Here is a 19,298-nt window from a genome sequence, read left to right as displayed (position 1 = left end):
GGCGCCCGGCGGCGCACCGCTCCTGCAGGCGCCGCCAATAACGGCTAGAGTCCTGCTTTGTCCAACAGGAGCAGAGCATGACCAACAAGGCACTCATCATCGGCAGCAGCGGCGTGGTCGGCAGCGCGCTGGCCGAACGGCTGCTGGCCGAAGGCTGGGCAGTGCATGGCGTATCGCGCGGCCGCACGCCGGGCGTGCCGGGCGTGCGCCAGATCAGCGCCGACCTGACCTCGCCCGACGTGGCGCAGGCGCTGGCCGGCGTCGACCCCAGCCACGTCTTCATCACCGCCTGGTCGCGGCAGGCCAATGAAGAGGAAAACATCCGCGTCAACGGCGCCATGGTGAAGAACGTGCTCGGCGCGGTCGGCCCGGCCGGCAGCGTGCGCCACGTCGCGCTGGTGACGGGCCTCAAGCATTACCTCGGACCGTTCGATGCCTACGGCAAGGGTGCGGTACCGATCACGCCGTTCCGCGAGGAACAGGGCCGGCAGGACGTGCCCAATTTTTACTATGAGCAGGAAGACCGCCTGTTCGACGCGGCGCGGCAGTATGGCTTCACCTGGAGCGTGCACCGGCCGCACACGATCATCGGCTTCGCGGTCGGCAATGCGATGAACATGGGCCAGACGCTGGCGGTGTATGCCGCGCTGTGCCGGCACACCGGCCAGCCGTTCGTCTTCCCCGGCAGCCGCCAGCAATGGGAAGGCCTGGTGGATATGACGGATGCGCGCCTGCTGGCACGGCACCTGCAGTGGGCCTCGACCAGCCCGGCGGGCGCGAACGAGGATTTCAACGTGGTGAACGGCGACGTGTTCCGCTGGCAGTGGCTGTGGCCGAAGCTGGCCGACTACTTCGGCGTGGCGGCCGCGCCGCTGCCCGTGGAGATCAGCCCGCTGGAATCGCGCATGCAGGATGCGCCTGCGCTATGGAGCGAGATCGCCCGGCAGCACGGGCTGGCCGAACCGGACGTCACGCGGCTCGCGTCTTGGTGGCATACCGACGCCGACCTGGGGCGGCCGATGGAAGTCATCACCGACATGACCAAGAGCCGCAAGGCCGGCTTCCTCGACTACCAGGGCACGCCGGAGGCGTTCTTCGACCTGTTTGAAAGGTTGAAGCGGGAAAAACTGATTCCGTGACAGTAGCGGGATGCCAGGGCAAACCCCGCGGCGGATGCCGGGGTCAGACCCGCAAGGCCGCTAACGTTTCCTCTGGCCGTTAGCGGTGTTGCGGGTCTGACCCCAGGTTTGCTTCCGGATTCGCGGGTAACCGTCAGGCCTTCGGCAGCGCGGCCGCCAGGTCCAGCCACGGCTGCGGCTGCGGCTTGCCCCGCTCGCGCACGCCGAAGAACGTGACCACCAGTTCGCCCTTGTCGTCGTAGAACTCCACCGACGTCACGCCGGCGCGCTGCAGCACATAGCCGGCCTTGAGCGCCTTGTCGCGCAGGTGCAGGTTGAAGTCCGGGTCCAGCACGTTGAAGTAGCCGGCCGACTCCTGCACCTTGTTCACCTTGCCGCTGTAGATCTGCGTGACGGCGCCGTTGCCGACGAACGCCATGATCGGCACTCCCTTCGCCGCGGCCTGTTCCAGCAGCTGGCGCACCGCCTGCGGCGCCACCTTCGTGACCACGCCGGCCGGCGCCAGGCGCAACGCCTGCTCGCGCGACAGCTTGAATTCCGAGACGATGCGGTTGAACTGGTGCACGTCCGACATGTCCTTCCACGCCTGCTGGAATTCCTTCACGTCCACCGAAGCATCGGGCGTATCGGCCGCCTTCGCCACGGCCGGCACGATCGCCAGCCTGCCGTCCTGCTGCGGGTGGCGGAAGTCGGCCACCAGCTTGTCGAACACGGCGACCTTGCCGTCATCCTTCAGGTACACCTTGTGCACGGCGGTGCCGTTCTCGTCGAAAAACTGCAGGCTGCGCGACACCGCGCCGTCCTTGCCCGGCTGGACCACGGCGAACGCGTGCTTCCACTTCGTGAAGTGGAAGCGCAGGTCGATCGGGCCGCCCAGGTAGCCGCCGGCGATGTTCAGTTCGCGCGCTTCACGTTCCGCATCCTTGGCCCCTTCGTCACCTTGCTTGGCGATGCGCGTTGCCTCGCCCGTGACTTCGATGACGCCGTTCTCGTTGCGCGTCAGCGCCATCACCTTGCCCAGGTCCAGCGCGCGGCGCATGATCTCGCGCGGCGCGTGGGGGGTGTCGGCCAGGCGCGTGACGGTCTTGCCGATGCCGGTGGCCAGCAGTTCGGCCTCCGATACGCTCAACTGTTTCGCGGCGTCGCGGATGCCCAGTTTCGGCTGCTCGGCGCGCAGCGTGGTCCAGCGCTCGGCGAGCGTGGCGGTACTGGCGTGGCTCGAGGCCATGCCAAGGATCAAGGCGCCGGACAGCGCCAGCAGGCCGGTATAACGACGGTGGGTTTTCATGCTTTCTCTCCTCAGTAAATCACTTTGAGCGTGACGGCGGCATAGCGGCCCGGGCGCGCCTGGCGCTCGATGTCGGCCAGCGTCGCGGCGGTGGTGCCGGCGGCCAGGCTGCGCGACGATGCGTAGTCCCAGTATTTCTTGTCCGTCAGGTTGTAGATGCCGGCCGTGATGGCCGCGTGCTTGCCGATGTTCCAGTACGCCGTCAGGTCCGCCACCGTGGCGCCGGGCACGTCGAAGCGCGCGCCGGTGACGCTGGAGATCACGTCGGGCCCGGCCTGCTTGCCGCGCACGTTGAACACCGACAGCGCCGCGCCGCCGCGCTTGGCCGGGTCGTCCCAGGCAAAGGTGGCGCTGATCTTGCGCGGCAGGGTGGACGCCAGTTCGCCTTCGGCACCGGTGTCGTGGTTGCGCGCCTTGCTGTGCTGGACACCGGCGCCCAGGTTGATGCTCGCGCCGTTCAATGCGGGATACCATTCGCCCAGCGCGAAGCTGGTGGAGATTTCGGCGCCCCAGGTTTTCGCCTCGCCCACGTTCTCGGGCCGGTACAGGCCCTGCGTGATGGTCGGGAAGTTGACCGGATCCGGCGGCTGGGTCGCGTACTCGATGAAGTTCTCGTACTTCGTGTGGAACACCGATGCGTCGAACGTCACGCCGCGCGCCGGGTGGCCGCTCAGCCCCAGCTCGAAGGCATTGCTGGTTTCCTTTTTCAGGTCGGCATTGCCGAGCACCGCGTAGCCGTTGCCGGCACCCGTGTAGCTGAACGAGTCGTAGGTGCCGGTCAGTTCTGCCGCGGTGGGCAGGCGCGTGCCGCGCGTGTAGGTCGCGTAGGCCATCAGCTCGGGGATGAATTTCCAGCTCAGCTTCAGGCTCGGCGTGAAGTAGTCGTCCTTCCGTTCGCGCAGCTCCTTTTGCGCGGCCGGCACGGCCACCACGTACTCTTCGATATTCTTCGGCTTCATTTCGCGCCAGTCGTAGCGCAGGCCCGGCGCCAGCGTCAGGCCCTCGGCCAGCACGATATCGGCGCTGGCGAAAGCCGCCAGCTTCGTCGTGTCGGTATCGACCATGCGGTTCTTGCTGGTGATCTGGTGTGCGCCGGTGGCGAGCACGGTGCGGTCCTCGCGCCACGGACGGCGCGTGTCGACGGTTTCCGCGCTGAAGCCATATGCCAGCTGGTGCGCACCGAGCGCCTTCACGGCATGGCTGGCCAGGCCGCGGCTCTTGTTGAAGTAGCCCGTCTCGATCGAGCGGTCATAGCGCTGGCCCTGGGATACGTAAGGGCCGGTGGTGTGGTCGTCGACCTCGGCGTTCTGCACATAGATGCGCGACTCGAGCTTGTCGAACAGCGCGGCCTTGCCGGTGAATTCATGGTCGAGCGAGAAGCGGCTGCGGCGCGTCTCCGATTGCTGGTCGACGCCGGCCGGGTACAGCGCGCTGGTCTTGTTGAGGTAGGCGCGCGTGTGGCTGGCCTGGTAGGCGTCGACCGTGGCGGTCAGCTTGTGCCCCGCCAGCGGCGACCATGCCAGCTTGGCCAGCAGCGCATCGGAAGTCCAGTCGTCCGGATTGGCGACGGCGCTGCCTTCGGATTCGTATTCCTTGCCGTCGCGGTGCACGAACAGCGTGAGGATCTGCAGGTTGCCGGCCTGCGCGGCGCCGGTCAGCGCGTGCATCCGCATGTTGTTCGAGCCGTCGTAGCCGAACTTGTAGTCGGCGTGGACGGGGCGTTCGGCGTTCAGGTAATCCTCCGGCGCCTTGGTGGTGAACTGCACGGAGCCGCCCAGCCCCGGCGTGCCGGGACCGGCGCCGATATTGCTGGTGGTGCCGGAAACGATGTTCACTTCGCGGAACGTCTCCGGGTCGAAGTAATCGCGGCCGATGCCGAAGCTGTTCAGGGTGGAGCCGTCCGGCTTGGGTGCCGCATCCGGCAGCGCGATGCCGTCCAGGTCCATGCTGACGCGGTTGCCGTCGATACCGCGGATATTGAAGCCCGTATTGCCGCTGCTGTCCCACACGCTGCCCGAGCCGCTTGCCGCATTCGGCACGCTGACCAGCGGCGCATAGCGGGCGATGTTCTGCATGTTCTGCGCGGCCTGGCGGGTCAGGTCGTCCGCCGTGACGGTGGTGGTGGTACCGGCCTTGGCGGCCACGGCGTCGCGATCGGCGGTCACCGTGATTTCGCCCAGGGCGGAGGGAGTTGGCGAAGCCGATTGCGCGTGGGCCAGCGGCGCCAGCGCGGACATCAACAGCGCCGGCAGCAGGCGCCGGCGCGCGGTAAGTGCATCCATGGTGTTCCAGTCAGGGAGTCAGTCGAAAGCTGGCGCCTGAAATGGAACAGGTGGCTGGCGAAGGCCACCATCTTAATGCGAATGATTCTTATTTTCAAGAACTAAAATGTTGCAGTTTCGTATCAGCCATTTACTGTGCGGTACATTCAGAACGTACCGCGACAGCGTGGCCGATGTGCAACGTCACGCCGTCACCCGGCGATGGTTTCCCGCTCCGGCGTGGCGCTGATCTTGTGGATCGACAGGTCGGCGCCGTCGAATTCCTGTTCGGGATCGAGCCGCAGGCCGGCGGTCACTTTCAGCACGCCGTACACGAGCGCGCCGCCGACGGTGGCGACGCAGATGCCCAGCACGGTGCCGGCGACCTGCGACATCAGCGATACGCCGCCCAGTCCGCCCAGTGCATGGCTGCCGAAAATGCCTGCCGCGATACCGCCCCAGGCGCCGCACAGCCCGTGCAGCGGCCACACGCCCAGCACGTCGTCGATCTTCCAGCGGTTCTGCGCCAGGGTGAACATCACGACAAAGATCGCCCCCGCCACCGCGCCGGTCGCCAGCGCACCCAGCGGGTGCATCAGGTCGGAGCCGGCGCACACGGCCACCAGGCCGGCCAGCGGGCCGTTGTGGACGAAGCCGGGGTCGTTCTTGCCCAGCACCAGCGCGGCCAGCGTGCCACCCACCAGTGCCATCAGCGAGTTCACCGCGACCAGGCCGTTGATCTTGTCGAGCGTCTGCGCGCTCATCACGTTGAAGCCGAACCAGCCTACCGCAAGGATCCACGCGCCCAGCGCCAGGAACGGGATGTTGGACGGCGGGTGCGCCGAGATGCGGCCATCCTTGCCGTAGCGCCCGCGGCGTGCGCCCAGCAGCAGCACGGCCGGCAGCGCCGCCCAGCCGCCTACGGCATGCACGACGACCGAGCCGGCAAAGTCATGGAACGGCGCGCCGAAGGTGTGCTCCAGCGTAGCCTGGATGCCGAGGTTGCCGTTCCAGGCAATACCTTCGAAGAACGGGTAGATGAAGCCGACCAGCAGCGCCGTGGCCACCATCTGCGGGTAGAATTTGGCGCGCTCGGCGATGCCGCCGGAGATGATCGCCGGAATGGCGGCGGCAAACGTCAGCAGGAAGAAGAACTTGACCAGCGCGTAGCCGTTGCTGGCCACCAGCGTATCGGTCGGCCCGAAGAAGTGCACGCCATAGGCGATGCCGTAGCCGACGGCGAAATACGCGATCGCCGACACGCAGAAATCGACCAGGATCTTGACCAGCGCATTGACCTGGTTTTTCTTGCGCACCGTGCCCAGTTCCAGGAAGGCGAATCCCGCATGCATCGCCAGCACCATGATGCCCCCCAGCAGGACAAACAAGGCATCGCCACCGCTCTTGAACGACTCCATCGACCGCCACTCCCCAGTAAAGTGCAAAAGCACGCAGGGAGTGCAAGAACTGTGCCGTCAAATAAGGAAATGCCCGCGACTGGTGCGGATTCTCAAATAAAGATATTTCGCACCGTTTTCGATAGCTGATCAGCACCGCCTTGGTGCGTGACGCGCCAAGTTGGGGCTCAACAATATTTCCTGGAAAATGGGGACGTACCCAATTTTTCTGGGGCATTGAAAACGCATGCGTGCACCCCAACGGCGAAGGGCTGGGGTCAGGAGGGAGTCCTGGCAAGCATGCCAGGACCGTTGCGCAGGCGCGAAGCATGCTTCGCGAAACCCCTGCTTCACCCCGCCGGGGCGTAGCCGGGTCTCAAGGAGCATCGCTCCTTGCCGGCGTAGCGGTACTGGCCTGCACGCCAGTACTCTTCCCTGACCCCGGAATTTGCACTTGGGGTGGGCTTATCTAGCGGGATTGGGTCTATCCCAATTTCTTCGCGGTTACCGTGCCGTCTTGCCTGGCTCGGGGGGAGGTGGTGGGGCCGGCGTGGCGCCGTCGCCAGGAATCTGGCCCTTGCGCAGGATTTGCACGTAGATTTCGTTTTGCTTGATCATCGACAGCTCGTAGCGCGCGCGTTCCTCGACGGCGCCGGTGCCGTCCTTCAGGTCGCGCACTTCGGAATCGAGCTTGGCGTTGCGGCGCCGCAGTTCCTCGTTCTTCGCGTGGGCCGCGTCGACCTGCTGTTCGAGGTCCTGCACCTTGAGCCAACCGCCCTTTCCCAGCCACAACGGATACTGAATCAGCAGCAGCAGCGCCGCCAGGACGAGGGTAATCAGACGCATGGAAATAAAAGCACCGGCCGGGAAGCCCGGCCGGTGTCATAGTGGTGAAAGATGCTGTTGTTACTTCACGGGCATTTTACTTGAGTCGCCGCACTTCGAACGCGTTTACCTCCAACGCGTCGACTCAGGGCGGCTACTTCAAGCGCATTACTTCAGGTTGTAGAACGCGTCGCGGCCCGGATAGGAAGCGATGTCGCCCAGGTCTTCCTCGATGCGCAGCAGCTGGTTGTACTTGGCCATGCGGTCCGAGCGGGACATGGAGCCGGTCTTGATCTGCAGCGCGTTCAGGCCCACGGCGATGTCGGCGATCGTCGAATCTTCCGTTTCGCCCGAGCGGTGCGAGATCACGGCGGTGTAGCCGGCGCGCTTGGCCATCTCGATGGCGGCGAACGTTTCGGTCAGCGTGCCGATCTGGTTGATCTTGATGAGGATCGAGTTGGCGATGCCTTTCTGGATGCCTTCCTTCAGGATCTTGGTGTTGGTGACGAACAGGTCGTCGCCCACCAGCTGCACCTTCTTGCCCAGCGCTTCGGTCAGGATCGCCCAGCCTTCCCAGTCGCCTTCGTGCATGGCGTCCTCGATCGAGATGATCGGGTACTTGTCGCACCAGGTCGACAGCAGGTTGGTGAACTCGGTGGCCGTCAGCGACAGGCCTTCGCCTTCCAGCTGGTACTTGCCGTCCTTGTAGAACTCGGAGGCGGCGCAGTCCAGGCCGATGGCGATCTGCGTGCCCGGCTCGTAGCCGGCTTCCTCGATGGCCTGGATGATCAGCTTGATGGCATCTTCATGGTTCGCCAGCGACGGTGCGAAGCCGCCTTCGTCGCCCACGGCCGTGCTCAGGCCCTTCTTGTGCAGGATCTTCTTCAGCGTGTGGAACACTTCGGCGCCGTAACGGATCGCTTCCTTGAAGGTCGGTGCACCGACCGGGATGATCATGAATTCCTGGATGTCCAGGTTGTTGTCGGCGTGCGCGCCGCCATTGATCACATTCATCATCGGCACCGGCATCTGCATCGAGCCCGAACCGCCGAAGTAGCGGTACAGCGGCAGGCCGGCTTCCTCGGCGGCGGCCTTGGCGACAGCCATCGACACGGCCAGCATCGCGTTGGCGCCCAGGCGCGACTTGTTCTCGGTGCCGTCCAGGTCGATCAGGGTGCGGTCCAGGAAGGCCTGCTCGTTCGCGTCCAGGCCCATGATGGCTTCGGAGATCTCGGTGTTGATGTTCTCGCAGGCCTGCAGCACGCCCTTGCCGAAGTAGCGCTTCGGATCGCCGTCACGCAGCTCGATGGCTTCGCGCGAACCGGTCGACGCGCCCGACGGCACGGCGGCACGGCCCATCACGCCCGACTCCAGCAGCACGTCGCATTCGACGGTTGGATTGCCGCGCGAGTCGATGATCTCGCGGCCGATGATATCTACGATTGCACTCATGTGTAGTCTCCAAAGTTGGGGGTAGCAGGCGGTGCGCGTTTCCCGGACATGGCTGCATGCATCGCCGCAGCACGCTGTCGCATTGTTCCGCGCGCAAAATTGCAGCAAGGGTAACAGAGGATGGCCATGTAGGGAAGCGCGGCGGCTTACTACAAAATGCTCCTGCAAGGCGCTGAATGGTGCTGGCATGGCCCGGTAAACGACAAAAACCCAACGACAGATGCCGGGGTCCGACCCGGCGGGTCGGACCCCAGTTTCATGCCGTTGGGTTTTATGGAGCCTTGGCTCGCGAGCGCTTACTCGAAGCTGTTTTCGAGGAAGCCCGACTTCTTGGTGATGCGATCGAGTTCGATCAGCGTGGACAGCAGTTCCTTCATGCGGCCCAGCGGCACGGCGTTCGGACCGTCCGACAGCGCGGTGGCCGGCGTGGGGTGCGTTTCCATGAACAGGCCGGCCACGCCCACGGCGACGGCCGCGCGCGACAGCACGGGCACCATGTCGCGCATGCCGCCCGACGAGGTGCCGTTACCGCCCGGCAGCTGCACCGAGTGCGTGGCATCGAACACCACCGGCGCGCCGGTTTCGCGCATGATCGCCAGCGAGCGCATGTCGGACACCAGGTTGTTGTAGCCGAACGAAGCGCCCCGCTCGCAGGCCATGAAGTTGTCTTCGTTCAGGCCCTTCGCCCTCGCGGCGGCACGGGCCTTGTCGATCACGTTCTTCATGTCGTGCGGCGCCAGGAACTGGCCCTTCTTGATGTTCACCGGCAGGCCGGACTGCGCGCAGGCATTGATGAAATCGGTCTGGCGGCACAGGAAGGCCGGCGTCTGCAGCACGTCCACCACGGACGACACGATCTCGATTTCCTCGATCGAGTGCACGTCGGTGAGCACCGGCACGCCCAGCTCGCGCTTCACGTCGCCCAGGATCTCCAGGCCCTTTTCCATGCCCGGCCCGCGGTACGAGGTGCCCGAGGAACGGTTGGCCTTGTCGAACGACGATTTATAGATATAGGGGATGCCCAGTTCGGCGGTCATTTCCTTCATCGCGCCGGCGACGTCGAACGCCATCTGGCGCGATTCGATCACGCAGGTGCCGGCGATCAGGAAGAACGGCTGGTCGAGGCCGATCTCGAAGCCACAAAGCTTCATGCTGCGTCTCCTTTCGGTTGGCCCGCCGCCTTGTGAGCCAGCGCAGCCTTGATGAACGACGTGAACAGCGGGTGGCCGTCGCGCGGCGTCGACTTGAATTCAGGGTGGTACTGCACGCCCATGTACCACGGGTGCGCGTTGTCGCCCGTGCGCGGCAGTTCCATGATCTCGCACAGGTCTTCGGTCGGCGTGCGCGCCGCCACCACCAGGCCCGCTTCTTCCACGCGCGACAGGTAATGGTTGTTCGCTTCGTAGCGGTGGCGATGGCGCTCGGTGACCACGCCGCCGTAGATGTCGTGCGCCAGCGTGCCCGGCTTGACCGCGCAGGCTTGCGCGCCCAGGCGCATCGTGCCGCCCAGGTCGGAATTGATGTCGCGCTTTTCCACCTTGCCGTCCTGGTTCTGCCACTCGTCGATCAGCGCCACCACGGGCTGGTCGGTCTGCGGTTCGAACTCGGTGGAGTTGGCGTTCACCAGGCCGGCCTTGTGGCGCGCGTATTCGATCAGCGCCACCTGCATGCCCAGGCAGATGCCCAGGTACGGCACCTTGTTTTCGCGTGCGAACTGCGCCGCGCGGATCTTGCCTTCCACGCCGCGCTTGCCGAAGCCGCCCGGTACCAGGATCGCATCGTACTTGGCCAGCGTCTCGGTGCCCTTCGATTCGATCTCTTCCGAATCGATGTACTCGATGTTGACACGGCTCTCGGTATGGATGCCGGCGTGGCGCAGCGCTTCGGTGAGCGACTTGTACGACTCGGTCAGCTCCACGTACTTGCCGACCATGCCGATCGACACCTCCTGCTTCGGATGCTCGAGCGTGTAGATCAGCTTGCTCCACACGGACAGGTCGGCCGGTGCCGGCTCGATGTCCAGCGCTTCGCAGATGATCGCGTCGAGGCCCTGGTCGTGCAGCATCTGCGGCACTTTATAGATGGTGTCGACGTCCCACACGGAGATCACGGCGCGTTCCTCGATGTTCGAGAACAGCGAGATCTTGGCGCGCTCGTCATCCGGGATCTTGCGGTCGGCACGGCACAGCAGCGCGTTCGGCGAAATGCCGATCTCGCGCAGCTTCTGCACCGAGTGCTGGGTGGGCTTGGTCTTCAGTTCGCCGGCGGAGGCGATGAACGGCACCAGCGTGAGGTGCACGAACGCGCAGTTCTTGCGGCCGGCGCGCAGGCTCAGCTGGCGCGCCGCTTCCAGGAACGGCAGCGATTCGATATCGCCCACGGTGCCGCCGATCTCGCACAGCGCGATGTCGTAGCCTTCCGCGCCGCGGCGGATGTAATCCTGGATTTCATTGGTGATGTGCGGGATCACCTGGACCGTCTTGCCCAGGTATTCACCACGGCGTTCCTTGCGGATCACGGATTCGTAGATCTGCCCGGTGGTGAAGTTGTTCACCTTGCGCATGCGGGTGCTGATGAAACGCTCGTAGTGGCCGAGGTCCAGGTCGGTTTCGGCGCCATCGTCGGTAACGAAGACTTCACCGTGCTGCATGGGGCTCATCGTGCCGGGGTCCACGTTGATGTACGGGTCCAGCTTGAGCATGGTGACTTTGAGGCCGCGCGATTCGAGAATCGCGGCGAGGGAGGCGGCGGCAATCCCCTTACCAAGGGACGACACAACGCCACCAGTGACGAAGACAAATTTGGTCATTGCGAGATCGGGCGCCGGAAAGGCGCGATGCGGGAAATTGAAATTATAGCTTAATTCGCCAGCCGGATCATCCGCCGCCCCCGTCTCCCACCCCTGTCGAGGCGGCGTAATTGTGCGCGAACGAACAGACCGCGCGGCTGCCCGGACGGAAAATATCTTTATTTCAACAGGAGGCGACCATGAGTTTCGAACGCGATGGATACGGCAACTATGTCGACCAGGGGCACCAGGGCCCGGGACCGCGCCTGATGGGCGCCGATACGCTGATCGGCGACCACGTGCACAACATGCAGGACGAGCACCTGGGCACCGTGAAGGAAATCATGCTCGACATGCAGAGCGGCCAGGTGGCCTACGTGGTGATGGCATCGGGCGGCGTGCTGACGATCGGCGAAAAGCTGTTCGCGATCCCGTGGGAAGCGCTGGCGCTGGATACGGCCAATCACCAGTTGCGCCTGAACATCGACAAGGAGCGCATCGAGAACGCCCCCGGCTTCGACAAGGACCGCTGGCCCGACATGGCCAACCGTGCGTGGGCCGATGAAATACACAGTTATTATGGCACCAGCGGCGGCACCAGCCGTGCCGCGACCAGTTCCACGAGTTCTGCAGGTTCCACCAGTTCGCCGCTCGGGCACGATTCGGGCCGCGTATTGTGATGGCATGACGGGCCGGCTGTACTGACCCGTCATCTCCCTTGCCGGTTGCGTCCTGCGCGGGCCGCCGGCTTCGGCCATAACCCGGCCGCAACGCACCCTCTACGGAGGGTGCGTCTTTTTCAGCCTCCGGTTCCGCTTTCCTGGCAGCCTGCCCTGCCCTGCCCTGCCCTGCCCTGAGTCTGCCCTGCCCTGAGTCCGCTCTGCCCTGCGGCGGATGTCCTCAGTGGGCGTTTTCCCTGTCCTCCGGTTTTTCCCACCGCATCGGCACGTCGACGATGCCATCGTGCTCGACCGGCCCGCCCGCCTGCACGAAGCCCAAGCGCAGGTACAGCCCGGTGGCGCGCCGCGCCGAGTTGACCGTGAAGCGGCCCGGGTTGCCCCTTGCCATGGCGTCGTCGCGCGCCACCTCCCACAGGCGCCGGCCCAATCCCTTGCCGTGATGCGCTTCCCGGATGAACAGGTGGAACAGATGGGTATTGTCGCGCACGGCGACGACGCCCAGCAGGTGCTCGCCCTGCAGCGCGACGTGGTAGCGGAAAATGTCCTGGCCCAGGTAGCGCCGCTGGGCATCGATGCCGACATTGGCGACGAACTTTTCCGCGCCCAGCCCTTGCGGGTGCACGGTCAGGTACGGCAGCAGGTCCAGGATCAGGGAGCCGATGGCGGACGCATCGGCAACGGTGGCGGGTCGTATTGTCAAATTGTCCATCGGCCTATTTTGCCAGCAAAGGCCGATGGCGGGAATACGCGGTTCAGTCGGCGATCACCCAGTCGACCACGCCCTGCCCGGCGTCCTTCACTTCGCGCAGGCCGTCGACCAGCCGCGCCAGCGAGGCATCGGTGACGAGCGCGCGCCCGGTCACGGGATGGTAGCCCCCCTCGGCAGACGGGTACGCGAACGTGCAGTAGAAATTGAAATGCGGCGTGACGTAGTCATCGAAACCGAGGATGACGCGCGTTTCGTCGGGGCCGCCGAACGGCAGCCCGCCGGCGGCCGGTGCGGCATGGGCGGCGATCTTGGCCAGCACATCGTGCAGGTTTTCCAGTTCGCCGTCGCGCAAGGTGACCGCCGCCGGCAGCGCTTCGCCGTTACTGTCCAGCATCGTGAACTGCACCGGCCAGGCATCGGCCGAAGACAGCTGGACTTCGATCCGCAGCGAGGTGGCGATGCGTTCATCCTGCAATGGCTGGTTCATGGCATTCTCCTTGATGATGAGTGAGGTTGGTAAGGGTTGGTGGGATGGGTGAGGCTGGTGAGACTGGTGAGGTTGGTGAGGTTGGTGAGGTTGGGACGCTGGTGATATCGGTCATCCCGCCATGCTACCCCGGATGCGCCGCGGATTGGCGCTCAGCAAAAATCCCGGCTCGAGGTAGGCAGGCTGCCCAGCATCGGCGACAGGTCGACCAGCCGCTTGGCGACCAGGTGCCGCACGATGCCTTCCTGCTGCCATACACCATACACGCCCAGCAGCGAGGCGCCCAGTACCTCGCGCCGGAACCGGTCGACCAGGTCGGGCCAGACGATCACGTTGACATTGCCCGTTTCATCTTCGATCGTGATGAACAGCACGCCCTTCGCGGTGCCGGGCCGCTGGCGCACGGTGACGATGCCGGCGCCGCGCGCCAGCTGGCCGTCGGCGAAGGTGTTCAGCACGTCGGCCGGCAGGAAGCGCTTCTGCAGCAGTTGCGGGCGCAGCAGCGCCAGCGGATGCCGGCCCAGCGTCAACCCATGCGAACGGTAGTCGCCGACGATGTCGTCGCCTTCGCTGGGCGCGCGCAGGAGCGGGGTTTCCTCGACCGGCTGGGTGGGGCGCAGCAAGTCCTTGTCCGGCACCGCGCCCACCGCTTCCCACAACGCCTGGCGGCGGTTGCCGGCCAGGCTGGCCAGCGCATTGGCGCCGGCCAGCACCTGCAGGTCGTGGCGGTCCAGCTGCGCGCGGCGTGCCAGGTCGGCCACGTCGGCGAACGGCCGCAGCGCGCGGGTCTGCTCGATCCGCTCCGCCGCCTCGAGCCGCATGCCGCGCAGCAGCGACATGCCTAACCGCACGGCAGGCTGTTCGCCGTGCACCTTCCCATCATGCACGGCAGGCTGCTCGCCGTGCGCTCTCCCATCATGCACGGCAGGCTGCTCGCCGTGCGCCCTCCCATCATGCACGGAAGGCTGCTCGCCGTGCGCTCTCCCATCATGGACCGCCGGCTGGCCACCATCGTCCTTTTCTTCCAGCGCCGAATCCCAGCCGCTCACCGTGATGTCGACGGGGCGCACTTCCACGCCATGCCGCCTGGCATCCTGCACCAGCTGGGACGGCCCGTAGAACCCCATCGGCTGGCTGTTCAGCAGCGCGCACAGGAACGCGGCCGGCTCGTGGCACTTGATCCACGAGCTCACGTAGGTCAGCAAGGCAAAGCTGGCCGCGTGCGATTCGGGAAAGCCGTATTCGCCGAAGCCCTGGATCTGTTCGCAGATGCGGTGCGCGAACTCGATATCGTAGCCCTTTGCCGTCATGCCTTCGATGATGCGGCCCCGATATTTGTCCATGCCGCCCTTGCGCTTCCAGGCCGCCATCGCGCGGCGCAGCTGGTCCGCCTCGCCCTGCGAGAAGCCGGCGGCGATCATGGCCACCTGCATCACCTGCTCCTGGAAGATCGGCACGCCCAGCGTGCGCTCCAGCGCCGGCTTCAGGCCTTCCGGGTAATCGATCAGCGTGGGGTCGAGGCGGCGCTGCAGGTAGGGGTGCACCATGCCGCCCTGGATCGGGCCGGGCCGCACCAGCGCCACCTCGATCACCAGGTCGTAGAAGCGGCGCGGGCGCAGCCGCGGCAGCATCGTCATCTGCGCGCGCGACTCGATCTGGAACACGCCCACCGTATCGGCTTCGCACATCATGTCGTAGGTGGCGGCATCGTCGCGCGGCACGTCCTGCATGCGAAACTCCTCGCCGCGGCGCACGCTGACCAGGTTCAGCGCGCGCCGCAGGGCCGACAGCATACCCAGCGCCAGCACATCCACCTTCAGCAGGCCCAGTTCTTCCAGGTCGTCCTTGTCCCACTGGATCACGCTGCGGTCCTTCATCGTGGCGTTCTCGATCGGCACCAGGCGCGACAGCTTGTCCTGGGCGATGACGAAGCCGCCCACGTGCTGCGACAGGTGGCGCGGAAAGCCCAGCATCTTCTGCGCCAGGCTGGCCCACTGGTTGGCCAGCGGGGTTTCCGGATCGAGCCCGCATTCGGCGAAGCGGTTCAGCAGCTCGTGCTTGCTGTCGAACCAGTGGTGCGACTTGGCCACTTTTTCCACGATGGCCAGGTCCACGCCGAGCGCCTTGCCGGCATCGCGCAGCGCGCTTTTCGGCCGGTAGCAGATCACGGTGGCGGCCAGCGCGGCGCGGTGGCGTCCGTATTTCGCGTAGATGTACTGGATCACTTCCTCGCGCCGCTGGTGCTCGAAGTCGACGTCGATGTCGGGTGGTTCGTCGCGCTCGCGCGAAATGAAGCGCCCCATCAGCAGCGTGCTCTCGGCCGGATTGACCTCGGTGATGCCGAGGCAGTAGCATACGGCGGAGTTGGCCGCCGAACCGCGGCCCTGGCACAGGATTTCCTGCTGGCGGGCGAAGCGCACGATGTCGTATACGGTGAGGAAGAAGTATTCGTACTTCAGTTCGGCGACCAGTTCCAGTTCTTCCTCGACCTGCCGCTGCACCTTGGCGGGAATGCCGTCGGGGTAGCGCACCAGCGCGCCCGCATAGGTTTCCTGCCGCAGGTAGGAGGCCGGCGTGTGCCCCGCCGGTATCAGCTCGCTCGGGTATTCGTAGCGCAGCTCGTCCAGCGAGAACGTGCACTGCGCGGCGACGCGCACGGTTTCCGCCAGCGCCTCGCGCGGGTAGACATTGGCGAGCCGCACGCGCGAGCGCAGGTGCTGCTCGGCGTTCTGCGCCAGCGCGTAGCCGCATTCGGCCACCGGCTTGCCGAGTCGGATCGCCGACAGCGTGTCGTGCAGCGGCTTGCGCGAGCGCACGTGCATGCAGACCTGCCCCGCCGCCACGACCGGCAGCTTGTGCTGGGCCGCCACTTCCTCGATGCTTTGCCGGTGGCCTTCGTCGAAGGCGCGCTGCAGCAGCGTGAGGCCGAGCCAGGCGCGCCCGCCGAAGGTGGCGGCCATCCACGCCGCCTGCGCATGCAGCCGGTCCACGTCCGCCGCTTCCCACACGGGATACGTGGGCAGCAGCACCAGCAGGCAATCGGGCATGCCGCGCAAGTGCGCGCGCTCGGGCGGCGGTGCCGCGAAATCATCGGGCTGCAGCAGGTATTCGCCCTTGGCGGCGCGGGTGCGGCCCAGCGTGATCATTTCCGACAGGTTGCCGTAGCCGTTGCGGTTCTTCGCGATGGCGAGCAGCGACAGGGCTTCGCCGCCATCCGGCCTGGTCAGCCGGAACCAGCTGCCGATCAGCAGGCGCTGGTGATCCTCGCCATGCCACTTCGACGCCTTGGCCTCGCCATGTGCCCGCACCACGCCGGCCAGCGAGCACTCGTCGGTGATGGCCAGCGCCGTGTAGTCGAGCTGCATGGCGCGGGCCACCAGTTCCTCGGCATGCGAAGCGCCCTGCAGGAAGGAAAAATTCGTCATGCAGAACAGCTCCGCATAAGGCGGCAGGCTGAAGGGTGGCGTGGCGGCGGACATGATCGGATGGCACTTGATACTGTATAAACATACAGTATTATACGTGGCGGAACCCGTTCGATCCGCGTTTTCGTCATCCGTGCCGGGCAGCGGTTTCCATACCAGAATTTCACGGGCGCGCGGAGGAAAGCTGCGCTATTTGTAAAATAGTCACACTTGGCAATTTGCTCCCTAGGTCAAACGTTGACAGGCCGATAAAATTCCCGCTTTACCCGCCGGGAGACCCCCTTGTCCACGCTACGCCTTGCTGTCCTGTCCGCCCTGTATGGTTCATCCGCCCTCGTTTTCATGCCTGCCGCAATGGCGCAGCAACAACCGGCATCCGAGCCGGTGCAGGTAGCGACGCCGCAGCAGATGCAGACCGTGAGCATCGTCGGTTCACGCCGCGCCACCAGTTCCGCCACCGATACCGTGGTGCCGATCGACGTGATCCCGCTCACCGCCGCCGCCGAGAAAGGCGGCCAGTTCGACCTGTCGCAGACGCTGACCAATATCTCGCCCTCGTTCAACTCCACCCGCCAGTCGGGTGCGGACGGCGCCGACCTGGTCGACTCGGCCGCGCTGCGCGGCCTGGGCTCGGACCAGACCCTGGTGCTGGTGAACGGCAAGCGCCGCCACACGTCGTCGCTGGTGAACCTGTTCGGCGCGCGTAACCGGGGCAACACGGGCACCGACCTGAACGCGATCCCGATGCTGGCGATCCGCGACGTGCAGGTGCTGCGCGACGGCGCCGCGGCGCAATACGGCTCCGATGCGATCGCCGGCGTGATGGATATCGGCCTGAAGAAAAGCCTGGGCTGCGAAGCCGTCACCGGCTACGGCCAGTACTCGGCCGGCGACGGCGAGAACTGGCTGGCATCGGCCTACTGCGGCATCGCGCTGGGCGGCGGCGTGGTCGGCATCACCGGCGAATACCTGGACCGCGGCCGCTCCGACCGCTCCGAGCCGGACAACCCGCGCATCATCGGCGACTCGAAGACCGAGAACCAGACGCTGTACGTGAACGGCGAAATCCCCACCGGCGTGGCCGGCGGCACGGGCAGGTTCTACTTCACCGGCGGCGTGCAGAAGCGCGACGCCTCGTCCGCCGCCTTCGGCCGCGGCGGCGTCGGCACCGACGATATCCCGAGCCGCAACTCGGCGGCCATGTATCCGGAAGGCTTCGTGCCCTTCATCAATGGCGACATGGATGACCGCACCGCCATCATCGGCCACCGCGCCCGGCTGGGCGAGTGGAATGCCGACATCTCGCAGACCTACGGCTACAACCGCCTGATGTACGACATCAGCAACACGCTGAACGCGTCGATCGCCAATGCCGACCTGCTCGGTGGCGGCCAGGGCATCAGCCCCGACCACTTCGATGCAGGCGGCTTCTCGTTCGAGCAGTGGACCACCAATGCCGACTTCGCGCGCTACTTCGACGGCGTGATGGGCAAGGGCCTGAACGTGGCATTCGGTGGCGAATACCGCGTCGAGAAATACAAGATCTTCGCCGGCGAGCCGGGCTCCTACGTGGATGCCGATGGCGTGGGCGAAGGCGGCAATGCCGGCAGCCAGGGCTTCCCCGGCTTCCAGCCCGGCGACGTGACGAATGCGCGCCGCCACAGCACCGCCCTGTACCTCGACCTGGAAGCGGACCTCACCGACGCGGCCAAGCTGCAAGGCGCGGTGCGCTGGGAAAAATACAGCGACTTCGGCTCCACCGTGACCGGCAAGCTGGCCGGCAGCTACCGCGTGGCGCCGGCCGCCCTGCTGCGCGCTTCGGCCAGCACCGGCTTCCGCGCGCCGTCGCTGCAGCAGGCGTTCTTCTCCTCGACCTTCACCGACTTCATCGGCGGCGTGCCGACCGACGTGGTGCTGGCCCCGAACGGCGGCGCCGTCGCCAGGCTGGCCGGCATCCCGAACCTGAAGGAAGAAAAGTCCACCAGCTTCACGCTGGGCACCACGTGGACGCCGACCGACACGATCTCCGTCACGGCCGACCTGTACCACATCAAGATCAAGGACCGCATCGTGCTGTCCGGCCGCTTCGATGCCGACAACTACCCGGAACTGGCCGCGCGCCTGTCGACGCTGGGCGTGGGCCAGGCACAGTTCTTCGTCAACTCGGTGGACACCAAGACGCAGGGCCTGGACCTGACCGCATCGCACCGCGGCACGCTGTTCGGCAACCGGCTGACGACCTTCCTGGCGGCGAACTTCTCGAAGACGACGGTGGAAGACATCCACGCGCCGGCTTCGCTGGCCGGCTTCGAAGACGTGCTGCTGTCCGAACGCGAACGCCTGTTCATCGAGCAGGGCGGCCCGCGCCGCAAGGCCACGCTGGGCTTCAGCTACGTGACCGGCCCGCTGGACACGGACTTCAAGATCATCCACTTCGGCCCGCAGACCTTGGGTACCTTCAGCGGCACCGCCGCCGGCGTACCGAACCTGTACTACAAGGCCAAGACCTCGGCCGACCTGTCGCTGAGCTACAGCGTGAACCAGAACATCAAGTTCACGGCTGGCGCCAACAACATCTTCGGCGCCAAGCCGACCGCGCAGAATCCGGACGAAACCGACAACGGCTTCAAGTACGACAGCGTGCAGTTCGGCCTGAACGGCACGTCGTACTTCGCCCGGCTGCATGTGAAGTTCTGACGTCAACGTTGCTTGAAAATGGGGCGGTTCGGCGATCCGACGTACCCCATTTTCCGGGAAATGTTTCCAAAAACCGGGGTCTGACCCCGGTTTGAAGAAATATTTCCAGGAATCGGGGTCTGACCCCGGTTTTGGGCAACTCTTAAAAAA

The 19,298-nt window shown here is 65.5% G+C and carries 13 protein-coding genes; 3 read left to right on the top strand and 10 right to left on the bottom strand.

Going from position 1 to position 19,298, the window contains the following annotated elements:
- Positions 1 to 77: 77 nt before the first annotated feature.
- Positions 78 to 1,139: an SDR family oxidoreductase gene (locus EYF70_RS05045; RefSeq protein WP_131144431.1), complete on the top strand. Its 1,062-nt coding sequence runs from the start codon at positions 78 to 80 to the stop codon at positions 1,137 to 1,139.
- Between the two features lie 133 nt (positions 1,140 to 1,272).
- Here EYF70_RS05045 and EYF70_RS05040 read toward each other — a convergent pair whose 3' ends face one another.
- The 7 genes from EYF70_RS05040 to pyrG form a co-directional block, all read right to left on the bottom strand.
- Positions 1,273 to 2,427, bottom strand: coding sequence for a hemin-degrading factor (locus EYF70_RS05040; protein WP_131144430.1), 1,155 nt, complete (start codon positions 2,425 to 2,427; stop codon positions 1,273 to 1,275).
- Between the two features lie 11 nt (positions 2,428 to 2,438).
- Complete coding sequence (locus EYF70_RS05035; protein WP_131144429.1) at positions 2,439 to 4,709, bottom strand: TonB-dependent hemoglobin/transferrin/lactoferrin family receptor; 2,271 nt, start codon at positions 4,707 to 4,709, stop codon at positions 2,439 to 2,441.
- Positions 4,710 to 4,900: 191 nt separating this feature from the next.
- Complete coding sequence (locus tag EYF70_RS05030; protein WP_131144428.1) at positions 4,901 to 6,106, bottom strand: ammonium transporter; 1,206 nt, start codon at positions 6,104 to 6,106, stop codon at positions 4,901 to 4,903.
- A gap of 483 nt (positions 6,107 to 6,589) precedes the next feature.
- Entirely contained in the window at positions 6,590 to 6,931 is a 342-nt protein-coding gene (gene ftsB / locus EYF70_RS05025; protein ID WP_131144427.1) for a cell division protein FtsB, read from the bottom strand.
- A gap of 147 nt (positions 6,932 to 7,078) precedes the next feature.
- Complete coding sequence (gene eno / locus EYF70_RS05020; protein WP_131144426.1) at positions 7,079 to 8,362, bottom strand: phosphopyruvate hydratase; 1,284 nt, start codon at positions 8,360 to 8,362, stop codon at positions 7,079 to 7,081.
- Positions 8,363 to 8,658: 296 nt separating this feature from the next.
- Positions 8,659 to 9,513, bottom strand: a complete 855-nt coding sequence (kdsA, locus tag EYF70_RS05015; protein ID WP_131144425.1) for a 3-deoxy-8-phosphooctulonate synthase — start codon at positions 9,511 to 9,513, stop codon at positions 8,659 to 8,661.
- Entirely contained in the window at positions 9,510 to 11,171 is a 1,662-nt protein-coding gene (gene pyrG, locus EYF70_RS05010; RefSeq protein ID WP_131144424.1) for a CTP synthase, read from the bottom strand. The genes kdsA and pyrG overlap by 4 nt, the downstream gene beginning before the upstream one ends.
- A 179-nt stretch (positions 11,172 to 11,350) precedes the next feature.
- On the opposite strand from pyrG, the gene EYF70_RS05005 reads away from it, so the two are divergent.
- Positions 11,351 to 11,830: a PRC-barrel domain-containing protein gene (locus EYF70_RS05005; protein ID WP_131144423.1), complete on the top strand. Its 480-nt coding sequence runs from the start codon at positions 11,351 to 11,353 to the stop codon at positions 11,828 to 11,830.
- 220 nt (positions 11,831 to 12,050) lie between these two features.
- Here EYF70_RS05005 and EYF70_RS05000 read toward each other — a convergent pair whose 3' ends face one another.
- The 3 genes from EYF70_RS05000 to EYF70_RS04990 all read right to left on the bottom strand — a co-directional run bounded on the left by EYF70_RS05000 (position 12,051) and on the right by EYF70_RS04990 (position 16,505).
- On the bottom strand, positions 12,051 to 12,539 hold the full coding sequence (locus EYF70_RS05000) for a GNAT family N-acetyltransferase (RefSeq protein ID WP_131144422.1): 489 nt from the start codon (positions 12,537 to 12,539) through the stop codon (positions 12,051 to 12,053).
- Positions 12,540 to 12,582: 43 nt separating this feature from the next.
- Positions 12,583 to 13,026 (bottom strand): hypothetical protein, encoded by a 444-nt coding sequence (locus EYF70_RS04995; protein WP_131144421.1) that lies wholly within the window; start codon positions 13,024 to 13,026, stop codon positions 12,583 to 12,585.
- A gap of 152 nt (positions 13,027 to 13,178) precedes the next feature.
- The gene (locus EYF70_RS04990) at positions 13,179 to 16,505 is read right to left on the bottom strand and encodes an error-prone DNA polymerase (RefSeq protein WP_131144420.1); all 3,327 of its coding nucleotides are present in this window, start codon (positions 16,503 to 16,505) and stop codon (positions 13,179 to 13,181) included.
- 288 nt (positions 16,506 to 16,793) lie between these two features.
- Here EYF70_RS04990 and EYF70_RS04985 point away from each other — a divergent pair, with 288 nt between their 5' ends.
- Positions 16,794 to 19,148: a TonB-dependent receptor plug domain-containing protein gene (locus tag EYF70_RS04985; protein WP_131148898.1), complete on the top strand. Its 2,355-nt coding sequence runs from the start codon at positions 16,794 to 16,796 to the stop codon at positions 19,146 to 19,148.
- Positions 19,149 to 19,298: the final 150 nt, after the last annotated feature.

The organism is Pseudoduganella albidiflava (assembly GCF_004322755.1).
Classification (GTDB): domain Bacteria; phylum Pseudomonadota; class Gammaproteobacteria; order Burkholderiales; family Burkholderiaceae_D; genus Rugamonas; species Rugamonas albidiflava.
The sequence above is the reverse complement of the archived record's forward strand: the minus strand, read 5'-3'. Positions and strand labels throughout refer to the sequence as shown.